This is a genomic window from Streptomyces sp. NBC_00239 (genome assembly GCF_036194065.1).
Lineage (GTDB): Bacteria > Actinomycetota > Actinomycetes > Streptomycetales > Streptomycetaceae > Streptomyces.
On sequence record NZ_CP108095.1, the window covers coordinates 8,043,654 to 8,067,738 of the forward strand.

Consider the following 24,085-nt stretch of genomic DNA (forward strand, 5'->3'; position numbering starts at 1 on the left):
AGAAAGAAGGGTGTCCCCGTACAACCTTTCGGGCGCCTGAAGATCAAGAAGGGACGTGCCGTGCGTGGAGGCGCCGGCCGGTTGAGGGTGCTCGTGGGTCTGCTGTCGGCGAACCCGTGTGGGTGGTCGTGTTCGTGGTGGTTGGGTGGTGGGATGGAGATCTTGGTTCTGGGTGGAACGGCTTGGGTGGGGCGGGAGCTGTCGCGGCAGGCGATCGGGCGCGGTCATCGGGTGACGTGCCTGGCTCGCGGGGCAAGCGGAGACGTCTCGGGCGGAGCGACGCTGGTGGCCGGCGACCGGCGTGATCCTGCGGCGTACGCGCCCCTGACCGAGCGCGAATGGGACGCGGTCATCGAGGTGTCGTGGCAGCCGGGGTTCGTTCGTGAGGCGCTCGACGCGCTGGGCGGCCGGGCCGGGCACTGGACGTACGTCTCCTCCGTCAGCGCGTATGCCTCTCATGCCGCGCCGGCCGCGGACGAGTCCGCGGCCCTGCTCGCCCCGACCGAACGGAGCGAGGTCGACCGTGCGTTGTACGGCGAGGCGAAGGTCGCCTGCGAACGGGCGTCGACGGCCGCGGTGGGCGACCGCCTTCTCATCGCGCGCGCCGGTCTGATCGGCGGCCCGGGGGATCAGAGCGGACGTTCCGGCTACTGGGTGGCCCGTGCCGCGCGCGACCCGCACGGGCCGATGCTCGTTCCCGACGCACCGGCCATGCCGACACAGGCGGTCGACGTACGGGACCTCGCCGCCTGGCTGCTCGACGCCGCGGAGTCGGGGACCGTGGGCACGTACGACGCCGTCGGGCCGGTCGTTCCGTTCGGTGAGTGGATCGCGCTGTCCCGCGCCGCCGGCGGGCACACCGGTCCGGTGATCAGCGCCGACTCGGCATGGCTGCTCGCCAACGGTGTGGCCGGGTACATGGGGGCCGAGTCGCTGCCGATGTGGATGGTGGAAGCGGGCTGGGAGGGGTTTTCGGCGCGGGACGGGTCTGCGGCGCGCGCCGCAGGGCTGCGCCATCGGCCCCGGGCGGAGCTGCTTGCCGACACGCTGAGCTGGGAACGCGAGCAGGGCCTGGACCGGGCAAGGCGGGCCGGGCTCAGCGCACAGCGCGAGCGCGAATTGCTCGACGCTCTCGGCTGACGGTTCCCGGTTGCCGGCGATGCAAGCGGTCAGTCCGATCACCGAACCGGTCATCACATGATGTGAAAGAGACAACTGCGAAGCTCTCCCGCAGCGGGTGATGGTTCGCTGGGACGATGTCGGCGACTCTCTGTGCCCGCTCGACGGGCGGGGTCGGATGGCTGTTGCGGCCGGATGGCGCCGTGACGGTGCACGAGGGACGCGCCTGTCGTCTGCGGGGGTGGTTGACGCCGACGGCACGGGGCGTCTTGTGCGACCGCGCCACCGCCGGTTCCCGGGGGCCTCCGCTTCCCGCCGTCGTGCCGCGGCCTTCGAGGGGGGATTCATCGTGTCCGCGATTACCCAGTTACGCCCGCACGGCCCGCAGCGTACGTCCAGCCCGCACCGCATCCGCAGACGGCGCCGCACAGCGGTGGTCGCCGCGTTCGCCCTCGCCGTGACCGGCCTGGGCGCCCTGAGCGCCACGCCGGCGGCCGCGGTCACACCGACGGTGATCGCCACCGTGCCGCTGGGCGCGAACCCCGAGAACCTGGCCGTGGCCCCGGACGGCAAGCACGTCTACGTCACCAACTCCGGTGTCTTCGGGGGCTCTCCCGGCAACACCGTCACCGTGCTGGACACCGCCACCCACACCGTCGGCGCCACCATCGCCGTCGGCAACGGCCCGGCCGGCCTCGCGGTCACCCCCGACAGCGCGCACCTCTACGTCGTCAACCGGGGCGCAGCCACGGTCAGCGTTGTCGACACCGCCACGAACACGGTGACGGCCACCATCAGCGGGATCCACGATCCGAAGACGGTGGCGGTCAACCCGGCGGGCACCCAGGCCTACGTCGTCGACTCCGCCGGCCCCAACGGGTCGGTCCGCGTCATCGACACCGCCACCAACACCGTCACCGCGTCGGTCGCCGTCGGTCCGTTCCCGCGCGACGTCGCCTTCAGCCCCGACGGCGCGAGCGCCTACGTCACCAACGCCGGCAACAACACGCTGGACGTCATCGACACCGCCACCCTCACCGTGGCCGCGAACGTGGCACTGAGCGACCAGCCGTTCGCGGTCACGGTCAACCCCGTCACCGGGGCGGTGTACGCCAGTCACGGCAACGACGACTTCGTGTCCGTGGTGGACCCTGCCATGCTCACCGTCACCACGACGATCACCACCGGTGCCAACCCGGGGGGCGCGGCGGTCAGCCCCGACGGCACGACCGCGTATGTGCCCAACATCGGCAGCAACACCCTGTCGGTGATCGACACCTCGACGAACACCGTCACCGAGGACGCATCGGTCGGAGGCGGCCCCGTCGACGCAGCGACGAGCCCGGACGGCACCCTGGCCTATGTCGTCAACAACGGCAGCGAAACCCTCGACGTGCTGAGCGTGGGCGCGGCAACGCCGGCCGTGACCGCCGTCAGCCCGGCCTCCGGCCCGGCAGCGGGCGGCGCCGCCGTCACGATCACCGGCACCAACCTGACCGGCGCCACCGCCGTAACCTTCGGCACCACCCCCGCCGGCGGCGTCACCTGCACCGCCACCGCCTGCACCGTCACCACCCCCGCCCACGCGGCCGGCACCGTCGACGTACGGGTCACCACTCCCGGCGGCACCAGCCCGGTGACCGCGGCCGGCCGGTACAGCTACCTCGCGCCGCCGGCGGACATCGACGTCAACCTCACCACCCGGCCGACCCTGGGCCTCCTGGTGCCCTACCTGACCTACACCCTCACCGCCCACAACACCGGCCCCGGCGCCGTCACTTCCGCGACCCTGACCGCCGCGCTCCCGCCCGGCGCGTCCGCCACCCACCTGTCCGCCGGGTGCACGAGCGCCGCCACCACGGTCACCTGCGGCTACGGGACGATCGCCGACAACGCGAGCGCGAGCAAGTCGTTCCGCGTCCCCCTGCACCTGCTGACCCTCGGCCAGATCAAGGCCACCGCAGTGCGCACCGCCTCGACACCCACCGACCCCAACCCGGCCAACGACACCGCGACCGTCACCTGCACCGCCCTCTCCATCGTCCTGGTCACCTGCCCCTGACGCGCCTGCGGGGCGAGCCCGTTGCGCAGTCCGGCAGACGATGGCAGGCCGGATGCACCGCCCACCGCGACCCGGTGACCTGCCACGGCAGGTCACCGGCCGCCCGCCGAGCCCGGCGCCGACCACCAGGTCGTGCAGCACCGGCCGCGCTCTGTCGGCCGCCGCCCGCGGAGCCGTCCGTGCTCGCGCAGTACGCGTTCGTCCGTGGCGGGTTGGTTAGGCTCACCGATATGGAAGCCCGTACCCCTCCCGTCCTTCTCCTGTCCGCGCCCCGGACCTCGACCGCCGAACTCCTTGCGCGGGCGGCGGCGTGGCGTGGGTTCGACGTGGTGGACCGGGCGGGGGGTGTCGAAGGGCGCCGGGTGCACTGGTACGGAGGCCCGCGCGCGGCCGCACGACTGGCCGGCGCGCTGGGCCTCGGCCTGCTCGAGCCGGCTGACGACTGGCTGACGCACCTGCCTGGTTCCCTCCTGCGGCGCTCGGTACGGCTCACCACCCTCGCCGAGGCCCGGGGGCTGCGGGAGCGGGCCTTCGTGAAGCCGCCGTCGGCCAAACTCGACCTGCTGCCCGCCGCAGTCCACCCGGACGGCACGAGCCTGCCCGGCGCGCTCGACGGCTCCACGCCCGTCCTGGTGAGCGGGGTGGTGGAGTTCACCGCCGAGTACCGCCTGTTCGTCCTCGACGGCGAAGTCGTCACCGGCAGCCGCTACGCCGTCCACGGACGCCTCGACCCGGCGCCGCTGGACGCCGAGGCCCGGGCCTTCGGCCACACCGTCCTCGACACCGCGGCGGGTGGTCTTCCCAGTGCGGTGTGCCTGGACGTCGGCCGGCTCGCCGACGGCGGCTGGGCGGTCGTGGAGGCCAACATGGCCTGGTTCGCCCACTGTTACGCTGCCGAGCCGGACCGCGTCCTCGATGTGGTGCTCCGCGCTGCCGGTCCGATCGACGCGGTCGCCGAGCGGGACCGCCGGCACCTGAGCGGGTCGGCGGCAGCATGAGCAACCCACTGCAGTACCTGCAGTTCCTCCAGAACCCCCATCCGGTCCGTTCGTGACGAGACGCCCCTCGTCCCACTCCCGGCCCGGCGGCCACCCGTTCCAGGGGCGTGCGCGACGCATCCGGGGCTGGAGCCGCATGGGTTTTCGGACGTTCCGGAGATTTGTCGTCTTGTCCGGGAACCGGATTTCCTCATGATCGCGTGATACGTCCGACAGCAACAGGCACACGTGTGACCGGGGGAACAGGTGCGATCCGTATCAAGGGCGGGAGCGGCGGCCATAGCCGTCGCGACGGCCGGGGCAATCGTCGCCGGCATGACAGCGGCCGACGCTCAGCCGGCGGCGCCGCGGCAGCAGAAAGCCGCGCAACAGCGGGGTGAGGGGCCGGCCGTGACCGTCACCCTGATCACCGGCGACCGGGTCGTCGCCGGTCGCGACGGCACGGTGCGCCGGGTCATCCGCGCCAAGGGCCGCGAGAAGACGGCCTTTTCCCTGCAGCGGGAGGCCGGGCACAGCTACGCGATCCCGCTCGACGCCCTCGCCCTCATCGGCCGCGGCGTGCTGGACCGCCGCCTGTTCGACATCACCAGGCTGGTCGCCGACTGGTACGACGACGCGCACCGGCCCTCGCTGCCGCTGATCGTCGAGTACCAGCGCCCCGGCGGCCCCTCCACCACCACGCCCTCCGCCTCCGCCGCCCCGTCCGCGCGTGCCGTCGGCGACCCCTTCGCGGCCGTGGCCGGCCACCGCACCCCACTGCCCGCCGTCGGCGGCGAGGCCTTCCACGCCCGCAAGTCCGACACCCCGGCCCTCTGGGCGGCCGTCGCCCGAGGCACCGGGACCCCCGCCGCAGGCGGATACGCCGCCGGCGCCGGCCCCGTGGCGCGGGTCTGGCTGGACGCCCTGGTGCGCCCCTCGCTGGACCGGAGCGTCGCCCAGATCGGCGCGCCCACCATGTGGCAGAACGGGTTCACCGGCAAGGGCGTCAAGGTCGCCGTCCTGGACACCGGCGTGGACGAGAAGCACCCCGACCTCAAGGGGGTCGAGGTGGCACACAAGAACTTCGTCACCCCAGGGGACGACCGGGACACCTACGGCCACGGCACGCACGTGGCTTCGACCATCGCCGGCTCCGGCGCCCGTTCGGGCGGCCGGTACAAGGGCGTCGCACCGGGCGCCCGGATTCTGGACGCCAAGGTCCTGGCGGGCGCCGAGGGCGGTCCCGACTCCGGGATCATCGCGGGCATGCAGTGGGCGGTCGACCAGGGGGCCAAGGTCGTCAACATGAGCCTGGGCAGCCAGGACGAGCAGGGCACCGACCTCATGGAGGAGGCCGTGGCCCGCCTGTCGGGCCGTGCCCTGTTCGTCGCCAGCGCCGGCAACCTCAACAGCACCGGCCGCCCCGGCACCATCACCAGCCCCGGAAGCGCCCCGGCGGCCCTCACCGTGGGCGCGGTCGACAAGAGCGGTGTGATCGCCGACTTCTCCAGCTACGGTCCGAACGCCGACGGCGTGGCCAAGCCGGACCTCACCGCCCCCGGCGTCGAGATCACCGCCGCCGAATCCACGGACGTGCCGACCCCGGGCGGCACCGGCTACGTCGCCAACAGCGGGACCTCGATGGCGGCCCCGCACGCGGCCGGCGCGGCGGCACTGCTGCTCCAGCAGCACCCGGACTGGACCGGAGCCCGCCTCAAGTCCGTACTCACCGGATCCGCCAAGCCCAGCACGCTGCTCGACGCCTACCGGCAGGGCGCCGGCCTGGTCGACCTGAAGCGGGCCTCGACCGCGAGCGCCGTCTCCGAGCCCGGTTCGCTCGCCTTCGGCACCCAGCAGTGGCCGCACGGCGACGACAAGACGGTCACCCGGACCCTCACCTACCGCAACTTCGCCGCCAAGGCCGTCACCCTCAAGCTGACCCCGCAGGGCACCGACCCAGCGGGCCGGCCCGCCCCCGCCGGCATGTTCACCATCAAGGACGCGCAGCTCACCGTCCCGGCCGGAGGCACCGCACGGACCACCGTGACCGTCGACCTCCGCAAGGGATCGGTCGACGGCGCGTTCGGCGGCAGCGTGCTGGCCTCGGGCGGCGGCCAGTCCGTGCGCACCGGGCTCGTCGCCGTCCGGGAGACGGAGGCGTACGACCTCACGCTCGCCCACACCCGCCTCGACGGGAAGGGCGCCCGCGACTACAGCACGAAGTTCACCCGGCACGGCACCGGGGAGATCTTCCGGGCCGCGGTGGACGGGAGCGGCGGCGGCCGCACCACGGTACGGCTGCCCAAGGGCCGTTACTCGCTGGAGAGCACGGTCTTCGACGGCGCGAACCGCTTCGCCGTCTTCGTCCAGCCCGTCCTCGACGTGAAGGGGAAGGCCACCATCGCGCTCGACGCCCGCAAGGCCAAGCCCCTCGCGGTCACCACCCCCGACCCGGCCGCCAAAGCCGTCGGCGCCATGATCGGATACGGCTACACGCCCACCGATCTGTCCGGGGCCTGGAGCGTCACCGACCAGTCCACGTTCCGCAGCGCGGCGCTCGGGCCGGCCGCGCCCGAACTCGGCGCCCAGTTCAGCGGCGTCTGGAAGGCACCCGCCGGGGCCGGTCAGGGGCAAGGCGCCGTCTACCGGCTGGCGTTCAACCGGACGGGCAGCTGGTTCACCGGACTCGCCCATGCCACCACGAAGGCCGAACTCGCCGAGGTGAAGCTCGGTGTGGGTGCGTCCGTGCCCGGCGCCAAGGGCGATCTCACCGCCACCCCGCGCGGGGCGGACGGTTTCGCCGTCGAGCCCGGCGAGGAGCGGGTGACGCTGCCGCACACGGCCAGGACCTTCGTGACGGCCGGTGGCCTGCACTGGGACTGGCGGGTCCGGCAGCTGGACGCCGCGGGCAATCCCCGTCTCGCCTACTACGCCAACGACCTGGTGCCCACCGCGGGCAAGAGCCGGACCCTGACCCTGGCCGCCGGGGTCTTCGGCCCCGACCTGGCGGCGGACTCCTCGCAGTACGCCTCCCGCAACGGCGACTCGATCAATGCCATCGTCGGCCTCTTCGCCGACGGCGCCGGGCATCCGGGGGAGTCGGAGACCACGCAGGGCTTCAGCCGGCTGGAGAGCGGCGGCCGGATCCTCGCCCGGAGCGATGCGGGCGCCCTGTACGCCGATGTGCCCGCCGGGTCCGCCGCGTACAAGCTGACGATGGAAGCGAGCCGGTCGCCCAAGGACACCGCGATCGGTACGAAGGTCACGGCGGTCTGGGGGTTCACCTCCGCGCACGTCCCCGAGGACCGCAACGAGGTGCTGCCCCTGTCCACCGTACGGATTTCGCCGGCGCTCTCGCTGTCCGGGACCGCCAAGGCGGGCAGCAGCCTGACCGTACCGCTGAACCTCGCGGGCGCGGCCGCCCGGCCCGGGGCACTCGCCTCGCTGAAGGTGGCCGTCTCCTACGACGGCGGAGCCTGGACCGAGGTCCCCGTCACCGCCGGTACCGGCGGTCGGTACACGGCGACCGTCGCCCATCCGGCGGGTGCGAAGGCGGTCTCGTACCGGGTGGACGTCAGGGACAAGGCGGGCAACACGCTGCGCGAGACGCTGGTGAACGCATACCGGCTGACCCCCTGACCGGCGGCCTTGCCCGCCACAGATGACCAGCCGCCGTTGACCAGCCGCTGTTGAGCAGCCGCCGTGCCCCGGACCGCCATGCGGTCCGGGGCACGGCCCGTTTCCGGCCGCCTCCCCGTGGGGCGGCGACACCGACGCCGGCGCGTTACGCGAACTGGCCGGGCGCGGGGCTTCACCAGCTCCTGGGTCGCGGCCGGCAGGGTCGTGCCCTCGAGCACCGCCGTCCCGATGGCCGGAGACGGGCGGCCGGCTGCGTCGGGGCATCCGCGTAAGGACGGGGGTGACATCGGCGCGGCCGTTGCCGGTCGTCAGGAGTTGTGGGGCCTCACCAGGCCGGATTCGTAGGCGAAGACCACGAGCTGGGCGCGGTCGCGGGCCTGGAGTTTGGTCATGGCCCGGTTGATGTGGGTCTTCGCGGTCAGGGGGCTGATCACCATCCGGTCCGCGATCTCGTCGTTGGAGAGGCCCTGCGCGACCAGGACGACGGCCTCGCGTTCGCGGCTGGTCAGCTCTTCCAACGCCGTGCCGGTGGCGGTGGGGGGCGGCTGGGTGACGTACCGGTTGATCAGCTTGCGGGTGATCGAGGGCGCGAGCAGGGCGTCGCCGCGTGCGGCGACGCGCACGGCGTGCAGGAAGTCCTCCGGCACGATGTCCTTGACGAGGAATCCGGCGGCGCCGGCGCGCAGTGCGTTGAAGACGTATTCGTCCAGGCCGTAGTTGGTGAGGATGACGACGTGCATTCCGGCGAGGGCAGGGTCCGCGGCGATGCGCCGGGTCGTCTCGATGCCGTCGAGGACCGGCATCTGGATGTCGATGAGCGCGATGTCGGGCAGGTGTTCCCTGGCGAGGTCCAGGCCGTCCCGACCGTTGGAGGCTTCGGCCACGACCTCGATGTCGTCCTCGAGGTCGAGGAGCGCGCGGAAGCCGCTGCGGATGAGAGGCTGGTCGTCGACCAGCAGGACACGGATCATGAGGCTCGTTCCAGGGGGAGTTCGGCCCGGACGGTGAAGCCGCCCTCGCTGCGGGGCGCTGCCCGCAGGTGACCTCCGAGGGCGGTGACGCGTTCGCGCATCCCGACGAGCCCGATGCCGGGCTGCGGCGCGCTGTCCGGGGTGGCTCTGCCGTCGTCGTCGATGCGGATCGCGAGGGCGTCCGGCCGGTAGTCGATGCGGACCGACGCCGTGCCGGCGTCCGCGTGGCGGGCGATGTTGGTCAACGACTCCTGAACGATCCGGTAGACGGTCCGGCCCACTGCAATCGGCACGTCATGGCGCTGTCCCCCGATCGTCAACGTCGCCCGCAGGCCGCTCTTGCCGGCCCGTTCCACCAGTTCCGGGACGTGGTCGAGCCCACGGGGTGGGGCTTTGTCGTCGTCACGCAGCGCCTCCAGGGTCGCGCGCAGCTCCCGGGACGCCTCACGGCCGGCCTCCCGGATCGCCAGTAGTGCCTCAGGTACTTGCTCGCCGCGCTTACGGGCCACATGGACGGCGACTTCGGACTGCACCTTGATGACCGAGATCTGATGGGTGAGCGAATCGTGCAACTCCCGCGCGATGTGCAGCCGCTCTTCGTCGGCGCGGCGCCGCGCGGTCTCCTCGCGAGTACGTTCGGCTTCGTCTGCCCGCTGCTCGGCCTGCCGGAGCGCCTCTCCGGCGGCGCCGGCGGCGATGAGCCAGGCGATCTGGAGGGCGCCCCGGGCCTGCGCGAACGCCTCGCCCGTGTCGTGCAGACCCGAAACCAGGGCAGCGAGGGGGAGGGAGGCCAGCACGACCACGCTCGCCGCCACCGTGACGATGCGGTGTCCCGCCCGCATGGCCGCGTACACCGCGAAGAGGAACGCGACGGCCGCCACGTCGAACCCTGCCGCCTGGTACCCCACCGCGCACAGCCCGGTGACGGCGAGGACGGCCACCGGAGCCCGGCGGCCCGCGGCCAGCGCCAGGCCGCCGACCACCAACAGCACGTAGCCGAGCAGGCCGAGGCCCGTTGCGGAATGATGCCCCGACAGACCGGTCGCCAGCAGTGCCGCCGCCACGCCGACGGCGATCAGCCCGTCCCTGATACCGGCCCGGACACGGAACCGTCCTTTACTCATGCGCGCACCGTAACCCGTCCCCGCCGCGGGCGAATCCCGCTCGCGGACGAGGGGCCGACTACCACGCGCGCAGTAGTTCCGCGGCAACTGCCGCGTCCGTGGTAGCGCGAAGTGTCTGCGCCTGCTGGACGACCTTCCACGGGTCGGGCCGACATGCTCGAACCGCATCCAGTCGTGGAAAGAGAAGGAGCACCCTGATGTCTGCTCGTCGCCTGTTCGCCGCCTCCGCAACCGCCCTCGGCGGGCTCGGTCTTGCCACACCTGCGGCAGCGCACGCTTCGGCCGATCCTGTCGCCGCCAGTGTCTACGACTTCGGTCTCGGTCGGCTCGGGGCCACCACGGGCGGGCTGCTGGGGCTGGCCGCCGTGGTCATCGCCGTACTGGCACTGGCCCGCCCCGCCGGTCGGCTCGGCACTGCCAACGGGTTGCTCGGGGCCGTGACGGCCATGGCGGTGGGGCTGATCGGCATCGCGCTGGGCGGGCTGGTCGCGGCCACCGCCGACGGAGGCCTCGGCACGGGCAACGGGCTGGGCGGGGCTTACGTGGCCCTGCTCCTGGGGCTGATCGGCACAGCACTCGGCGGGCGGGCCGCGTCCCGCTCCCGCCGCACCGGCCGACTGCAGCGGAGCGCGTAGTCGGGTCTGCGCCGAGAACGGGTGCCCGCGCCGGTCGCGCACAAGATGCGCAACATGCTTTGCGTGCGCGGCCGTGTGGCGTCGGTCCCCGGAGCCGGTGCAAAAACCGGTGGGCGGAGACGGCGGCCCCTGCTACCGTTTCGGAGGCCGTGCGAGAGAACGAGGAGGTGGTACCCGTGAACGCAGTATCGACATGGGTGCTCCCCTCCGGGGTCACGGTCGGGCGATAGGCAGGTCGTCCGGGAGCGCCGCTCTGAGCACTCCCGAAAGGCACGACCATGCACGTCACTTCCGAACAGCGTCTCGACGACGGCGTCCTCGAGCGCGAATTCACCCTCGGCGAGATCCCCGGCACCCTGTGGACGCCGCCCGCATCCGCCGCACCGGTCCCGCTGGTCCTGATGGCCCACAACAACGGCCTGCCCAGGGCGGACCCCCGGCTGGTGGCCCGGGCCCGGTACACCGCGGCGCGCGGCTACGCGGTGGCCACCATCGACGCCGCCGGGTGCGGTGACCGTCCCCGCTCCGCCGCCGACGAGCAGGCACGCGCCGAACTCCGCCGGGCCATGCGGGCCGGTGAGCCGGTCGACGACATCTTCGAGTCCTTCATCGGCCCGCTGGTCGAAAACGCCGTCCCTGAATGGCGAACCACTCTGGACGCCGTCCTCGGGCTGCCCGAGATCGACGGCCCGGTCGGGTACTCCGGGGGCTGGACCGCCCTCGGCATCCGGCTGGCGGTGGTCGAGCCGCGCATCGCGGCCGCAGGCTTCTTCGCCGGCGGGTACGTGCCCCGTGCCCAGCGCGAGGAGGCCCGGCAGGTCACCATCCCGCTGCTGTTCCTGCTGCAGTGGGACGACGAGGGGAACCCCCGGCAGCGGGCCCTGGACTTGTTCGACTCCTTCGGCACCAAGGAGAAGACGCTGCACGCCAATCCGGGCGGGCACACGGGCACCCCGTGGTTCGAGCTGGAGGACGGGTGCCGGTTCCTGGACCGGCACCTGAAGTGATTCGGCCGGGTCCCCGCGCGTCGCGACGAGTCCCGCGGGGCACGGCGGTCGTACTGTCGAAGCCGCTACCGAGGAGGGCTTCTGATGCGCAGCGTGACCTATGCGATGAGCGTCTCACTTGACGGCTACATCACCGGGCCGGACGGCGACTTCGGCTGGACGGAGCCCGACGAGGAGGTCTTCCGCTTCTGGATCGACGAGACGCGAGAGGTCGGCGTCCATCTGCTGGGACGACGGCTGTACGAGACGATGCTGTATTGGGAGACCGCCGACCAGGATCCGTCGCTCGACGACGCGATGCTCGAGTGGGCCGCGCTCTGGAATCCGCTCCCGAAGGTGGTGTTCTCCTCCACGCTGTCGGCGGTGCAGGGCCACGCCCGCCTGGCCTCCGGCGGCCTGGCGGAGGAGATCGAGCGGTTGCGGTCCGAGCCGGGGGAGGGCGACATCGCGATCGGCGGCGCCACTCTCGCCGCGGAGGCGGCCGCGTTGGATCTGATCGACGAGTACCGGGCGGTGGTCTGCCCGGTACTGCTCGGCGGAGGCATCCCGTTCTTTCCCCGGCACGAGCGCCGGGTGGATCTCGAGCTCGTCGAGACCCGCACCTTCCGCTCGAAAGTCATCTACCTCCGCTACCGCGTGGCGCGCTAGCGCTGTGACCGGTGAACCTTCCCGGTCACAGCGCTAGTCGCCTCGTCCGCCGAGCCCTCGGAAGGAGGAACGGACGTCGGCGACCCGGGGCGGGGTCGCGACCAGCCCGGCCGCCTGGCCCGGGGGTCATCGCGTCGTGGTGCCGCCGTCGCAGGCCGGCCGGTACGGGAGGGACGGCAGGTAGGCGGCCCACTCGTCCCGGCTGAGGCCGCGTCCGGCGGCGGCGCACACCCGTGCGGCGGCCGTGGCCGTGTCGAGGGACCACCGGATGATCCTGCCGTCCTGCCCGCCGGAGACGAGGTCGCCGTCGGCGGTGAACGACAGGCCCCGGACCGTGCCGGTGTGGCCGGTGAGGGTGGCGAGGCGGCGGCCGGTGCCGACGTCCCACACCACCACCGTGTGGTCGTCGCCGGCCGATGCGAGGGTGCGGCCGTCCCGGCTGAAGGCGAGGACCTGGACAGGGGCGCTGTGCCCGTCGAGCACCGCGAGCCTGCTGTGCGTCGCCATGTCCCACAAGGCGATCGTGCGGCGGTCGCCGGCCGTGGCGAGGATCCTGGCGTCCGGGCTCAATGCCAGGTCCTGCACCACTCCCTGACGGGTGTCGAAGCGGTCCGTCTGCGTGCCGGCCGCGAGGTCGATCACGTTGACGAACCCGCCGACGCTGGTGGTCAGCAGACGCCGCCCGTCGGGGCTGAACGCCAGCGCCGTGGCCAGGCGCGCCTTCTTCAGAGGCACCGGAGCGGGCGTCCACGGACGGCTCACCTCCCACAGGTGGGGGCCGAGCGTGGCCGCGGCGAGGTGGCGGCCGCCGGGAGCGAAGGCCACGTCGGTCGAGGCGCCGACCGCGGGAATCCGCACGGGCCGGCCGACGAGACGCCGCCGCGCCGTGTCCCATATCGTCAGCGTGCGACTGCGGGACACGGCGGCGAGCAGGCGTCCGTCCGGGCTGAAGGCGACGGCCTCGACGCCGCCGGCATGCCCTCCCAGCACACCGGTCGGCTTCCCGGCCCGGTCCCACAGCCTGACCAGCCCGTCGCTGCCCGCCGACGCGATCGTCCGCCCGTCCGGGCTGACCTCGACATCGCTGACGCGTGCGTCGAACCCGCCGAACGGCCGGTTGCGCAGGTCGTGCAGCACGATGCCGCCGTCCCAGCCGGCGGACGCGAGCAGCGACCCGTCGCGGCTCAGAGCCACCGCCATGGTCGAGACACGACCCCGGTCCCGGAAGGACTGCGGAGGCTCGACACCCCGCAGGTCCCGCAGCGTGACGGTGCCGCTCTCGTCCGCCACCGCGATCTTGCCGCTGACGGGAGCGGAGATCACCCAACCGAACGAACCCTGCAGGTCGAGCGGGGTGGCGGGCGCGGTCAGATCCCCGTCGGCCCACAGGTACACCCCCCGGTCGTCGGCCGCGGCGGCCAGCCGGTGCCCGGAGGGCTCGAACGCCACCGCGTCGACGTGTTCGGCGCCGCGCAGGGCGCTCCCCGCTCCGGTGGTGGTGTCCCACACGAGGGCACCCTCCTGCGATGCCGCAGAGGCGAGGTACCGGCGGTCGGAGCTGAAGGCCAGGGACAGGACGGCGTGCCGATGCCCGCGCAGCGTCGCGGACGGCTCCCCCGAGGGGCGGGCGAGGTCGTACAGCGCGATGGCGCCGCTGTCGGTGCCGACGGCGACCCTCGTGCCGTCGGAGCTGAACGCCATGGCCATCGAGGCGCGTTCGATGGTCAGCCGTCTCACCTGGCGGCGGGTGCGGGTGTCCCAGACGGTGACCGTTCCGTTCGTTTCGCCGACCGCCAGGGAGGCGAGCCGGGTGCCGTCCCCGCTGAAGGCCACGGCCGTGACCCGTCCGGCGTGCCCGCCGAGGGTCGCGACCAGGACGCGCCGCGACGGATCCCACAGGCTGACCGTTCCGTCGACGGACGCCGAAGCCAGCACCGAGCGGTCCGGGCTGAACGCCAGTGAGTAGACGGCCGGACCGCCGGCGTTGAGGACGGCCGGCCGGGGCGCCGCGGCGGCGCTGAGCAGTCCGCCGGCGGTTTCGGTGTCCGGATGCAGGCGGTACGCCTCCACCGCCAGCCGTCCGGACATGGCCGGGTCGGTGGCGAGGAGGCTCCTGGCCTGCAACGAGAGCTGATCGGCGAACGCGGCCTGCTGCCGGCGGCGCGCGTCGCTGCGTTGGTTCATCGCGACGAACCCGCTGACCAGGGCGAGCGTCAGGAGCAGGGCCATGCCCACGACCAGGCCCTTGAGGAGGCGGGCGCGGCGCCGGGCGCCGTCCTGTTCGGCCCGTTCCGCGGCACTGCCCGCCGCGAGGAAGGCCTCCTCCAACTCGTTGAGGTGCCCGGGGTGCTCCTGCGCCCAGGAACGGGCGGCTGCCAGCCGCCCGCCCCGGTAGAGCGCCCCGCCCTCCCGGTCCGACGACTGCCAGGCGTGGGCCGCCTCGGTGAGCCCGCGGTGCACGAGCAGACCGGCCCGGTCGTCGGTGAGCCATCGGTGCAGCCGGGGCCAGGCCCGGATCAGCGCCTCGTGGGCCACCTCCACCGTGCCGTCGCCCAGTACGACCAGGCGCGCCGCTGCCAGTCGGTCCAGCACACCGGCGACCACCGCGGGGTCCGCGACGCCGTCGAGTTCGGTGCGGGCGATGGGACGCCGGGTGTCCTCGGTGCCGTCCCCGAGCGCGGTGAGCCGCAGGAAGATCTTGCGGGCGGTCCGCTGCTCCTCCGGGCCGAGCCGATCGTGGACCCGCTCGGCGGTCTGCGCGATCGCCCCGCGCACCCCACCGCTGGCCTGATATCCCGCCAGCGTCAGGGAGTTCGACGAACGCCGCTCCCACGTCTCCAGCAGGGCGTGCGAGACGAGCGGCAGTGAGCCCGGCTCCCCGGCCGCGTCGGCGAGCACGGTCACCAGCAGCTCCGGTTCGACCCGCAGCCCGGCGCGGGCGGCCGGCCCGACGACGATCTCCCGCAGCCCGGTGGCCGGCACCGGCCCGACGACGAGCTGTGCCTGGTCTTCCAGCGCCTCGGCCAGGCCCGGATGCTCGGTGAGGTGGGCCAGGAAGTCCGCGCGTACGCCGAGCACCACCGTGGTGCGGCGCCCGGGCCCGCGGGCGGCGTCCAGGAGCAGCCCGATGAACCGGGCGCGCTCGCCGCCGTCCGCGCAGAGGGTGAACAGTTCCTCGAACTGGTCCACCACCAGCAGGGCCCGGCACTCCGGCGGCTCCGCGGCCAGCGCGCCGCGGACCGCCAGATCGAGGGCGGCCGCATCCCGTGACAGGTCGTCGAACGTCCGCTGTACGTCCGCGCCGCACACCTTCGCCACCTGGTCGGCGAGTTCCCTGACCGGATGCGAGGTCGGCGTCATCAGCAGGATCCGCCAGCGTCCCGCCGCTTGGGGGTCCGCGGCGATCGAACCGAGCAGCCCGGCCCGCAGCAGCGAGGACTTCCCGCTGCCCGACGCCCCGAACAGTGCGACGAACGAAAGCTGTTCGACCCTGGCCACGAGGCGCCCGACGAGCTCCGAGCGGCCGAAGTACCGCGCCGCCTCCTCGGGCTGGAAGGACGCCAGCCCCTGATACGGGCAGTCCTCCGGCTGTGCCGCGCCGTCCGCGCCGTCCGTGCCGCTCCGTAGGGGCTGCCGGGAGCCGGCCGCCGCACGGGCCTTGGCAGCCGCCGACCACCGGGCGCGCCACTCGTCGGCGTCACCGCCGCATGCTTCGGCGTAGGCCAGGACCACCTCCAGCGAGGCGAGCCGCTCGCCCCTGGCGGCATCCGCGAGCGTGCTCGCCGAGAAGTGCACCCGCCTGGCCAGCGCCCGATATCCCGGATTCCCTGCCCGCTGCCGCAACTGCCGTAACTGCCAGGCCAATTCCTGGACCGCGCCAGCCTCCGGATCCACGGGCTTCTCGAGACGACCCACGACACCCCCCAACGGCCTTCGCCCGCACGTCGCGAGACACGACCGCCCATCGAGCATTGACGAACCCCGGCCATGCTAGAGCCCCGCTACGTGAGGATCCTCCCCCGCCGGGGCGCGCCCGCGTTGTCCGGCGTTGTTTGTCCGGCGCCCCCGTCCCTGTCGGACAAACCCCTGAGGGGCGAAGTTGTGTTGCAGAGGGCAGGGGCCGAAGCGTGAACGGCACGTCCCGGACGTCACCGACCGGCCTTCCGCCACATCCGGACTCCTGCGGAGGAACACCTGTGAAACTGAAGCGACTTGTCGCATGCGGCGCCACTGCGCTCGCCGTCGTGGCGACGTGCGTGGGGACCGCGACCCCGGCGGGCGCCGCATCGGTCAGCTGCACCGCCCGCTACGAGCCGAAGGTGTATCCGTCCGGATACGTGGTGAACACCGTCTACTACTGCGACAGCTGGCAGAAGGCGCCGGTCTACGGCCGGACGTTCGCCTCGCAGCACAGCTGGATGTACGCCGGCAGCAACTGGTACACCTGCCAGATCCGGATCCCTGCGCACCAGAACCCGGTCACCCACAACGCCGACGGATCGGCGAACCAGAACGACTGGTGGCTGTTCACCCTTGCCGACGAGAGCGTGGAGGGCGGCCCCGGCTACTGGGGCTACCTGCCGGCGACCTACATCGCCCAGGGCGACAACTGGCAGCGGGTGCCCGGAGTCCCCGACTGCTGAGCAGCCGCCACCATGCCCTGGAGCCCAACCCGTCTTCACCGTCCGCCGGCGCGAAACCCGCGGGCGGGCCACCCGAAAACCAAGGAGAGCATTCCCTCATGACCATACGTCAGCTGCTCGCGCACGCAGTCGCCGTAGGAACGGTCGCCGCCGTCTCGATGACCGGCCTCACCGGCACGGCCTCGGCGGCTGCCGCCTCGGGCGACCACCTCAGCCGGGGAGAGACCCTGAACGCGGGGCAGTTCATCGAGCGGAGCACCAGCACCGGCCACGTCAAGCTGATCATGCAGAGCGACGGGAACCTGGTCGAGTACGGCCGGTACTTCGGTGTCTGCTGGGCGACCCACACCGAGAACTCGGGCGGCGCGTACGCCACTTACCAGACCGACGGGAACCTCGTCATCTACACCGCCGCCGGCCGTGCCGTGTGGGCCAGCAACACCGTCGGCTCCGTCCAGGCGACGGGCTCGACCGTCGACATGAACAACGCCGGCCAGCTGTACATCGGCACCCGGAGGTTCAACGACGGCTGCCGGTGATCCCATCCGGATTCCGGCACGACCCGACCAGTCCGGCCCGCCCGCCCGGGTACACCCCGGGCGGGCGGGCCGGACACCACTCATCGGAACCGAGGTGCCATGGCTCCCACCCGGCGCGGATCACAGTGATACGGGTCCACCTGACGGCCGACGATCTGGCACGCGCGCGGATCGCCCACGCCCCGGAACCGTTCGCGGAGACCGTCGACAGCATCCGCACACTCCAACGACGCGACCAGCAGGCCGCCTTCGAGCCTTGGCGATCGCTCGTCCGGTCCCGGTTCTCCTTCGGCACGATGGGGCCACTCCTGGACCTCGTGCCGCCCGGCAGCAGGCCCGGCGAGCGCCCCGACCTCCTCACGACACTGCGCGGCACGCGGAGCCTCGACGAGGCACTCGCCCTCCTGTCCGACGGACAGGAGGACACCGCGGTCGACCGGACGGCTCTCGACCGCTTGGGCGCTGCGTTCCGCGCCTACCACCGCATCGCCATCGCGCCCTACTGGCCGAGGATTTCGGCCGTTCAGCACGCCGAGATCGCCATCCGCCGCAGGGTCATGGCGGAGCAGGGCGTCGAGGCGCTGCTGGGGACGCTGCACCGTTCCGTGCGGTGGTGCGCACCCGTCCTGGAAATCGCCCACCCCGACTGCGTCGACATCCGCCTGGAGGGCCAAGGCCTGCTCCTGGCCCCGTCCTTCTTCCTGTGGCCCACCGTCCAGGTCCACGTTCCCCGGGCGCCGAAGTGCGCGCCGCTCCAGGTGAAGTTCCCGGTGTCGCTCGATCCGCTCTCGTTCCGGACGACGGTGTGGGGTGAGAAGGAGGCCGCCGGTGCGGCCCTGCCGTCGCTGCTGGGCCGTACGCGCGCCGCTGCACTCCAGGCGATCGAGACGGGCAGCCTGTCCACCACCGAGCTCGGCCGCCGGCTCGGGGTCACGCCCGCCGCCGCGAGCCAGCACGCCGGCGTCCTGCGCGCGGCCGGTCTGATCACCACCCGTCGTCAGGGCGGCTGCGTCCACCACAACGTCACGTCACTGGGCACCGCACTGGTGCGTGGCTCCCGCCTCCTTGGCGGCGCCCCACCCGTCCGCGGCCCGTCCGCCGTGACCCGGGCAGGGTGAAGACTGCTTGGGTACGGCCCGCGTTCATTCCTCGTGGCCGGGCCAGTCTCCGCGTCCGGCCAGGTCCAGTACCAGCGCGGCGATGTTCCACGCGTCGTCGTCACCGCGGTGGTGGCGGCCCTCCAGTGGGAGTCCGGCCACACGCAGGGCCTGGGCCATGCCGGGGCGCCGGCGCAGTCCGTAGGAGGCGGTGAACGCGACCTTGGCGTTGGTGTGACGCCGTCCGAAGGGGTACTGCGTGCCCGCCTGCCGGCACTGGCGGGTGAACTGGTTGCGGTCGTAGTCGCCCCAGCTGGCCCAGGGCAGCAGGCCGGCGCGGTGCTCGGCCGCGAGCGTCCGGCACGCTTCGGCGAAGGACATGCCTCGGTCGACGTCGGCCTGCGTCAGGCCGGTCAGTTCCGTGCAGAACGGGCTCACGCGCGAGCGGGCCGGCCGTACCAGCATCCGGTGCTTGGCGAGGCGCCGTCCGGCGCGCAGGTCGACCACAGTGAGCCCGACCTCGATGATCTCGCTGACTTCTCCGGCCGGTGGCATGCCCTCCCAGCAGGTCGCTTCGACATCGACCACGTTCAGCAGGTGTGCGTCCTCATCCCCGTTCATGACAAGTGAGGATAGGAGCGGGCGCGCTTCCGATCATCTGAATTCCGCGATCTGAATTCCGCGGGGCAATCGTTCCGGACCGCTTCCGGTACGCCAGGGCCGGGGAGCAGGCCGCTGTCCTGCCGGCGTGGCGGGTGGCCGCGCGGACCCCCTGTGAGCCGTGGGGGCGGACGGTGAGGCGCAGGTCAGTCCGGTGTGATGCCGGACAGGACGGCGAGAACGGCGAGACGGATGCGGTTGTCCCGGCCCGTCTTCGCCATCAGGCTGGCCACGTGTGTCTTCACCGTGGTGACCCCGAGGTGCAGTCGGTCGGCGATCTCCTTGTTGGACAGGCCCACGCCGAGCAGTCCGAGTACCTCCCGCTCGCGCGGTGTGACGGCCGGCACCAGGATGTCCGTGGGCGTGTCGGAGGAGGAACGGGTGTGGAGGGCCTGGGCGACGAGGCGGCCGAGGACGTCCCGGCTGAAGGTCGCTTCTCCGGCGGCGGCGCGGCGCACGGCCTCCAGGAGTTCGGCCGGTGGCGTGTCCTTGACGAGGAAACCGCAGGCTCCGGCCGCGAGCACCGGATACACGTGGTCGTCGTCGTCGAACGTGGTGAGGGCGACGACCCGGGTGGCAGGACGCGCGGCCAGGATGCGGCGGGTGGCGGTGATGCCGTCCGTGCCGGGCATTCTCAGGTCCATGAGGACGACGTCGGGAGTGAGGTGTTCGGCCAGGCGCACCGCCTCCGCGCCGTTGTCGGCCTCGCCCAGGATCTCGATGTCCGGCGCCTGCTCGAAGAGCATGCGAAGTCCCATGCGCACCAGTTGCTGGTCGTCGACGACGAGGATGCGGATCACGTCTGGGGCTCCATGTCGGGTGCGAGGGCGGGCAGTTCGGCGGTGAGTCGCCATCCCTGAGCGGCAGGACCGGCGTCCAGCCGGCCGCCCAGCAGGTCCACGCGTTCACGCATGCCGATCAAGCCGTGTCCGGAAGGGCCGGGGGCCGGTGGCCGGGTCCGTCCGGCGCCGTCGTCGTGGATCGTCACGTGGACGGCGCCATCGGCCATCCGCACGGCCAGTTCGGCGTGTGCGCCGGGCCCGCCGTGCTTGGCCGCGTTGGCCAGGCCCTCCTGGGCCAGGCGGAGGACCGCGAGGCCACGCACCGCGTCGAGCCGTGTGACACGGGGATCGACGCACGCGGTGACGGTCAGGCCGGTCTGGCGGCTGTGTTCCACCACCGACTCCAATGCGGCCGGGAGTGCCCCCGGCGCGACGAGGGAGCCGGTGTCGGGACCGGAGCGGTCCGGGGCGCGCAGTACGGCCACCAGGCGCCGCAGATCGGCCAGCGCCGCGCCGGCACTGGAGTGCAGATCGTCGAGGACGTCGGTGATCCGCGGGTCGGTGGTGGTGGAGGCTGCGATGACGTGCCGGGCGACGCCGACGCGCAGCACCATGGAGGAGACGTGGTGGGCCACGAGGTCGTGCAACTCGCGTGCGATGGTGGTTCGTTCCGCGGCGCGGGCGGCCAGCAGCCGTTGTCCGGCGCGGAGTTCCTGCTGCTGCGCGTGTTCCCGCGCGTGCAGTGCCGCGTCGCGGGTCACGCGTACGTACGAGCCCAGGAGCAGGGGCAGTCCTGCGACGATGCCCATCTTGTAGAGGACCGGAAGGAGTTCGCCGGGCAGATCCCCGGCGCGGTTCACGGCCACGGCGAGCGCCAGTGCGGCCGCTCCGGCGGCGGGGCGGCGACCGGACCGCTGTAGCGCCAGCTCGAAGAGAGTGACGGCGGCCAGCACCTTCACCGAAGAGGCCGCGCTCTCGCCCAGCGCGTGTGCGACCACGAGCAGGGCCGACTGCGCGAGAAGCGCACCGAACACCCACTTCCCCGCCGCCAGGCACACCACGAGCCCCGCTGCGGCCAGGCCCCAGTCCCGCGCCCCGGACGGCCGTTGCAGCAGCAGGAGGTACCCGATCAGTACGCCGGCAAGCGCCAGGACCCGTATGCCGGCGCATCTCGTGTCGAACGCGCGCTCGATCCAAGGTCGGTTCACGCCCCCACGATAGGCGGACGCCCGGACGCCCCGGGTCCTGCGATGGGAGGAGGCCGACTCCTCCCATCGGCCGCGACGTCCGGCCCGTGGAGGGAGCCGGGAGCCCGGCGCGGGCGGCGAAGGTGATCGTCATGGACATCAACGCGAACGGGAAGACGAACACGGGTGCCGGCGCCGGTGGGGACTCCGCCGTGGGGCGGCGGTCCCTCCTCGGCGGTGTGACCGCCCTGGGGCTGGGCAGCGTGGCCTTCGGCGGCCCCGCCCACGCGGTAGGCGCGCAGGGGAGGCCCCGCCCCAAGGCCGACCGCTTCCGGGGAAAGTCGGTGCTCATCACCGGCGCCACATCCGGTATCGGCAGGGCGGCGGCGAACGCATTCGCGAGGGAGGGGGCCCACGTCGGATTCTGCGGCAGACGAGCCGAGTTGGGGCGCCAGGTGGAACGGGAGATCCGGGACGCGGGTGGCGAAGCGACGTACATCGAGGCCGATGTCCGCGTGGACGCCCAAGTGCGCAGCTTCGTGGACCGGGTCGCGAGCCGCTACGGGGGCATCGACGTGGCGTTCAACAACGCCGGCATCGGTGGCGGCCGGCTGCCCCATGAGATGAGCGTCGAGGAGTGGGACGACATCCAGGCCACCAACGCCCGGGGAGTGTTCCTCGCGATCAAGTACGAGATTCCGCACATGCTCGGGGCGCAGCACGGCGTCATCATCTGCACCTCGTCGTCGGCGGCCGAACAGGCGCGGCCGAACGGCGCCGCGTACACCGCGAGCAAGCGGGCGGTGCAGGGCATCGTGAAGTCCGCGGCGCTCGCGTACGGGCCCAAGGAGATCAGGATCAACGCCCTGCTGCCCGGCACCACCGACACCCCCTTCGTCCGCCCGCAGGGCATCCCGGACGAGGGGTGGACGCAGTACAAGCGGGCGTGGGGGCCGCTCAACGTCGACGGCCTGGAACGGATGGCCGATGCCGAGGAGATCGCGCGCGCCGTGCTGGGGCTCGCGTCCGACGACTTCCCCTATATGACGGGTGCGTCGATCACCGTGGACGGCGGCAGCACCGCGGGCCGGAGAATGGTGCAGCCGAGCGGTTTCTGAGGGCGAGGTGCCGAGCCGGCAGCTGTTCGCCACGGCGGGCTGCTGCGACGGGCCGGACGGCTCAGGCGCTCCGCACCCGCCGACGTATCCGATCCACAGAGGTGTTCTCCATGCTCGTCCGACTCGTCAAGGGTCTTGCCCTGCTGTCCACCGGTGCCCTCGCGGGCGCGTTCGGCTACGGCGCGGCCAACCTCGTCCCCACGTTCGACGCCGTGCCGCTGGAGATGAGGCTGTCCTTCCATGCCCGGCTGATGGAGATGAACGGCATCACCATGCAGGGCGCCATGGGGCTGTCCGCACTCAGCGCCGCAACGCTCGCCGCCATGACCCGCGGTACTGCGCGGTGGCTGGCCGGCGGGGCGGGGCTGTTGGTACTGGCGTCCTTCCTGATAACCCGGTTCGGCAACGTGCCCATCAACGGCCGGATCAAGGAGTGGGCCGTCACCACGGCGCCCGTCGATCACGCCGAGATCCTGGATCGCTGGGAGGCTTTCAACCAGGCCCGCACCGGCACCGCGTTCGCCGCCTTCGCGATCCTGATCCTTCTCGCCCTGCGTCAACCCGGCGCCGAGGCCGATCGGGGGAGAACGGCGGCCCGATGACCTGAGCCGGGCCATAGGGCCTGCACCCCGAGCGCACGGACCTCGGCGACGACGGCCGCCGCGCCCCCGGCCGGCCGACGTCGCCGAACGGGTACGGCGCGGCGTTCGACGCCGGTCACCAGGGATCGAGTCGGCGCGCGGTCCGTCGGCCTGCGGTGTCCCGGTCGGCCAGGGCCTCGGCGAGGACGGCCGGTACGGTCGCTCCGTCGGGCACCCCGAACGCGGCGCGCCGTACGTCCGGACGGAGGGCGCCGTACGTCCGGCGCGGGCCGAGGAGCGGTTCGTCGGTCTCCGGCCGGCAGTGCTGCTCGGGCTCGGGGAAGGCGCCGTAGCGCACGTAGAGGGGCCCGCTGCGCCAGCGGAGGTCGTTGACGACGGGGGGTCCGGGCTGACCGGAGAGCAGCGCGTCCAGGCTGTCGAGGCATTGTTCGAGGGCCGGCTCGTCGACCGGGTAGAGCGTCATGAACGTGCCGCCGGCGCCGCGCGAGGCGTACCTCGGCTTCTGCGTCTCCAGCAGTGCCGGACTGCGTAAGAACGTGAACGTCACGCGGTGGAAGAAGCAGTAGCCGGTCACGACCGCCAGTACGTGCTCGGCATTGTCCGTGTAGGCGGAGACGTGGATCTTCCAGCCCTGGTGGGGGAGTTCGACGCCGTCCGGCCTCCGGTCGACCCACGCGCCCCGGGTGGCGCCCCGCCAGCCGGCGGGCAAGGGCGCACCGACAGCGGAGAACTCGCCCCGCGTCGCCCACCGTACCGGCGGATCACCGAACAGGTCGTCGACGTACGGATGCACCTCATGACGCATGTCCACAGCGGCCCCCTTCGCCCTATCGGAACTGACTTGAACCGATCTCGAACGGATCTCGAGCAAATCTCGTGCAAATCGTGCGGATGCCCCTCCCCGTGCGCATCCCCGGTGCGGGATGTGCGTTCCGTTTCGCTCGGTGACCCGTGATGTGAAGGTAGGGCAGCAGGGCGGTGCCGGGCAGGGAGCGGGGAGCGCATATGCCGGGCGCGTAGGGCCTTTCATGCGTGGCGCCGATGGCCGAACGCGCCCCGGAATATGCGTTCCACCTATGCAATCCTTGCGCCCGCCCGCTCCCCGTGCAAGACCGCCGGGTCCGGACGGAAGGTCAAGGGTCGTCGGGGATCGCTTGGTTCAGGCCACCGGGGCCGCCCCTGTCCCTGCGGTCCCGTGCGTGTCCCCGCGATCCTGCGGCTGTCCCCGCGGTCCGGCTCCTGTCCCCGGGGCCCTGCGGCCGGCCGATCGATGGA

19 protein-coding genes are annotated in these 24,085 nt (G+C 72.6%); 12 read left to right on the top strand and 7 right to left on the bottom strand.

What is annotated here, in order from left to right:
* The first annotated feature begins 153 nt into the window (after positions 1–153).
* The 4 genes from OG764_RS35540 (at position 154) to OG764_RS35555 (ending at position 7,797) form a co-directional block, all read left to right on the top strand.
* Entirely contained in the window at positions 154–1,140 is a 987-nt protein-coding gene (locus OG764_RS35540; protein ID WP_328972465.1) for an NAD-dependent epimerase/dehydratase family protein, read from the top strand.
* 328 nt (positions 1,141–1,468) lie between these two features.
* On the top strand, positions 1,469–3,181 hold the full coding sequence (locus OG764_RS35545) for a YVTN family beta-propeller repeat protein (protein WP_328972466.1): 1,713 nt from the start codon (positions 1,469–1,471) through the stop codon (positions 3,179–3,181).
* 230 nt (positions 3,182–3,411) lie between these two features.
* Positions 3,412–4,179, top strand: a complete 768-nt coding sequence (locus OG764_RS35550; protein ID WP_328972467.1) for an ATP-grasp domain-containing protein — start codon at positions 3,412–3,414, stop codon at positions 4,177–4,179.
* A 390-nt stretch (positions 4,180–4,569) separates the two neighbouring features.
* Positions 4,570–7,797, top strand: a complete 3,228-nt coding sequence (locus OG764_RS35555) for a S8 family serine peptidase (protein WP_328972468.1) — start codon at positions 4,570–4,572, stop codon at positions 7,795–7,797.
* Between the two features lie 308 nt (positions 7,798–8,105).
* On the opposite strand, the gene OG764_RS35560 is transcribed toward OG764_RS35555, so the two are convergent.
* Both OG764_RS35560 and OG764_RS35565 read right to left on the bottom strand, forming a co-directional pair.
* Positions 8,106–8,768: a response regulator transcription factor gene (locus tag OG764_RS35560; protein ID WP_328972469.1), complete on the bottom strand. Its 663-nt coding sequence runs from the start codon at positions 8,766–8,768 to the stop codon at positions 8,106–8,108.
* Positions 8,765–9,892: a sensor histidine kinase gene (locus OG764_RS35565; protein WP_328972470.1), complete on the bottom strand. Its 1,128-nt coding sequence runs from the start codon at positions 9,890–9,892 to the stop codon at positions 8,765–8,767. Before OG764_RS35565 ends, OG764_RS35560 begins: the two co-directional genes overlap by 4 nt.
* 197 nt (positions 9,893–10,089) lie before the next feature.
* On the opposite strand from OG764_RS35565, the gene OG764_RS35570 reads away from it, so the two are divergent.
* The 3 genes from OG764_RS35570 to OG764_RS35580 all read left to right on the top strand — a co-directional run bounded on the left by OG764_RS35570 (position 10,090) and on the right by OG764_RS35580 (position 12,182).
* Positions 10,090–10,527, top strand: coding sequence for a DUF6223 family protein (locus OG764_RS35570; RefSeq protein WP_328972471.1), 438 nt, complete (start codon positions 10,090–10,092; stop codon positions 10,525–10,527).
* A 278-nt stretch (positions 10,528–10,805) separates the two neighbouring features.
* The gene (locus tag OG764_RS35575) at positions 10,806–11,534 is read left to right on the top strand and encodes a dienelactone hydrolase family protein (RefSeq protein WP_328972472.1); all 729 of its coding nucleotides are present in this window, start codon (positions 10,806–10,808) and stop codon (positions 11,532–11,534) included.
* An 84-nt stretch (positions 11,535–11,618) separates the two neighbouring features.
* The gene (locus tag OG764_RS35580) at positions 11,619–12,182 is read left to right on the top strand and encodes a dihydrofolate reductase family protein (protein ID WP_328972473.1); all 564 of its coding nucleotides are present in this window, start codon (positions 11,619–11,621) and stop codon (positions 12,180–12,182) included.
* Between the two features lie 126 nt (positions 12,183–12,308).
* Here the strand turns inward: OG764_RS35580 and OG764_RS35585 are convergent, their stop codons facing one another.
* Entirely contained in the window at positions 12,309–16,076 is a 3,768-nt protein-coding gene (locus tag OG764_RS35585) for an nSTAND1 domain-containing NTPase (RefSeq protein WP_328972474.1), read from the bottom strand.
* A gap of 302 nt (positions 16,077–16,378) precedes the next feature.
* Between OG764_RS35585 and OG764_RS35590 the strand changes: the two genes are divergently transcribed.
* From OG764_RS35590 to OG764_RS35600, 3 genes are all read left to right on the top strand, one after another.
* Positions 16,379–16,825 carry a hypothetical protein gene (locus tag OG764_RS35590; protein ID WP_328972475.1) on the top strand — a complete coding sequence of 149 codons (447 nt, stop codon included), beginning with the start codon at positions 16,379–16,381 and terminating at the stop codon, positions 16,823–16,825.
* A gap of 98 nt (positions 16,826–16,923) precedes the next feature.
* On the top strand, positions 16,924–17,364 hold the full coding sequence (locus tag OG764_RS35595; RefSeq protein WP_328972476.1) for a hypothetical protein: 441 nt from the start codon (positions 16,924–16,926) through the stop codon (positions 17,362–17,364).
* Between the two features lie 125 nt (positions 17,365–17,489).
* Positions 17,490–18,482: an ArsR/SmtB family transcription factor gene (locus OG764_RS35600; protein WP_328972477.1), complete on the top strand. Its 993-nt coding sequence runs from the start codon at positions 17,490–17,492 to the stop codon at positions 18,480–18,482.
* 24 nt (positions 18,483–18,506) lie between these two features.
* On the opposite strand, the gene OG764_RS35605 is transcribed toward OG764_RS35600, so the two are convergent.
* The 3 genes from OG764_RS35605 to OG764_RS35615 all read right to left on the bottom strand — a co-directional run bounded on the left by OG764_RS35605 (position 18,507) and on the right by OG764_RS35615 (position 21,111).
* A complete protein-coding gene (locus OG764_RS35605; RefSeq protein WP_328972478.1) occupies positions 18,507–19,082 on the bottom strand; it encodes a 3'-5' exonuclease in 576 nt (191 codons plus the stop codon).
* A gap of 185 nt (positions 19,083–19,267) precedes the next feature.
* On the bottom strand, positions 19,268–19,921 hold the full coding sequence (locus OG764_RS35610; RefSeq protein WP_328972479.1) for a response regulator transcription factor: 654 nt from the start codon (positions 19,919–19,921) through the stop codon (positions 19,268–19,270).
* Positions 19,918–21,111 carry a sensor histidine kinase gene (locus tag OG764_RS35615; RefSeq protein WP_328972480.1) on the bottom strand — a complete coding sequence of 398 codons (1,194 nt, stop codon included), beginning with the start codon at positions 21,109–21,111 and terminating at the stop codon, positions 19,918–19,920. Before OG764_RS35615 ends, OG764_RS35610 begins: the two co-directional genes overlap by 4 nt.
* Positions 21,112–21,242: 131 nt before the next feature.
* Between OG764_RS35615 and OG764_RS35620 the strand changes: the two genes are divergently transcribed.
* Both OG764_RS35620 and OG764_RS35625 read left to right on the top strand, forming a co-directional pair.
* Positions 21,243–22,208, top strand: a complete 966-nt coding sequence (locus OG764_RS35620; RefSeq protein WP_328972481.1) for an SDR family NAD(P)-dependent oxidoreductase — start codon at positions 21,243–21,245, stop codon at positions 22,206–22,208.
* A 110-nt stretch (positions 22,209–22,318) separates the two neighbouring features.
* Positions 22,319–22,810: a DUF1772 domain-containing protein gene (locus OG764_RS35625; RefSeq protein ID WP_328972482.1), complete on the top strand. Its 492-nt coding sequence runs from the start codon at positions 22,319–22,321 to the stop codon at positions 22,808–22,810.
* A 115-nt stretch (positions 22,811–22,925) separates the two neighbouring features.
* On the opposite strand, the gene OG764_RS35630 is transcribed toward OG764_RS35625, so the two are convergent.
* A complete protein-coding gene (locus OG764_RS35630) occupies positions 22,926–23,615 on the bottom strand; it encodes a class III lanthionine synthetase LanKC N-terminal domain-containing protein (RefSeq protein WP_443056267.1) in 690 nt (229 codons plus the stop codon).
* Positions 23,616–24,085 lie beyond the last annotated feature (470 nt).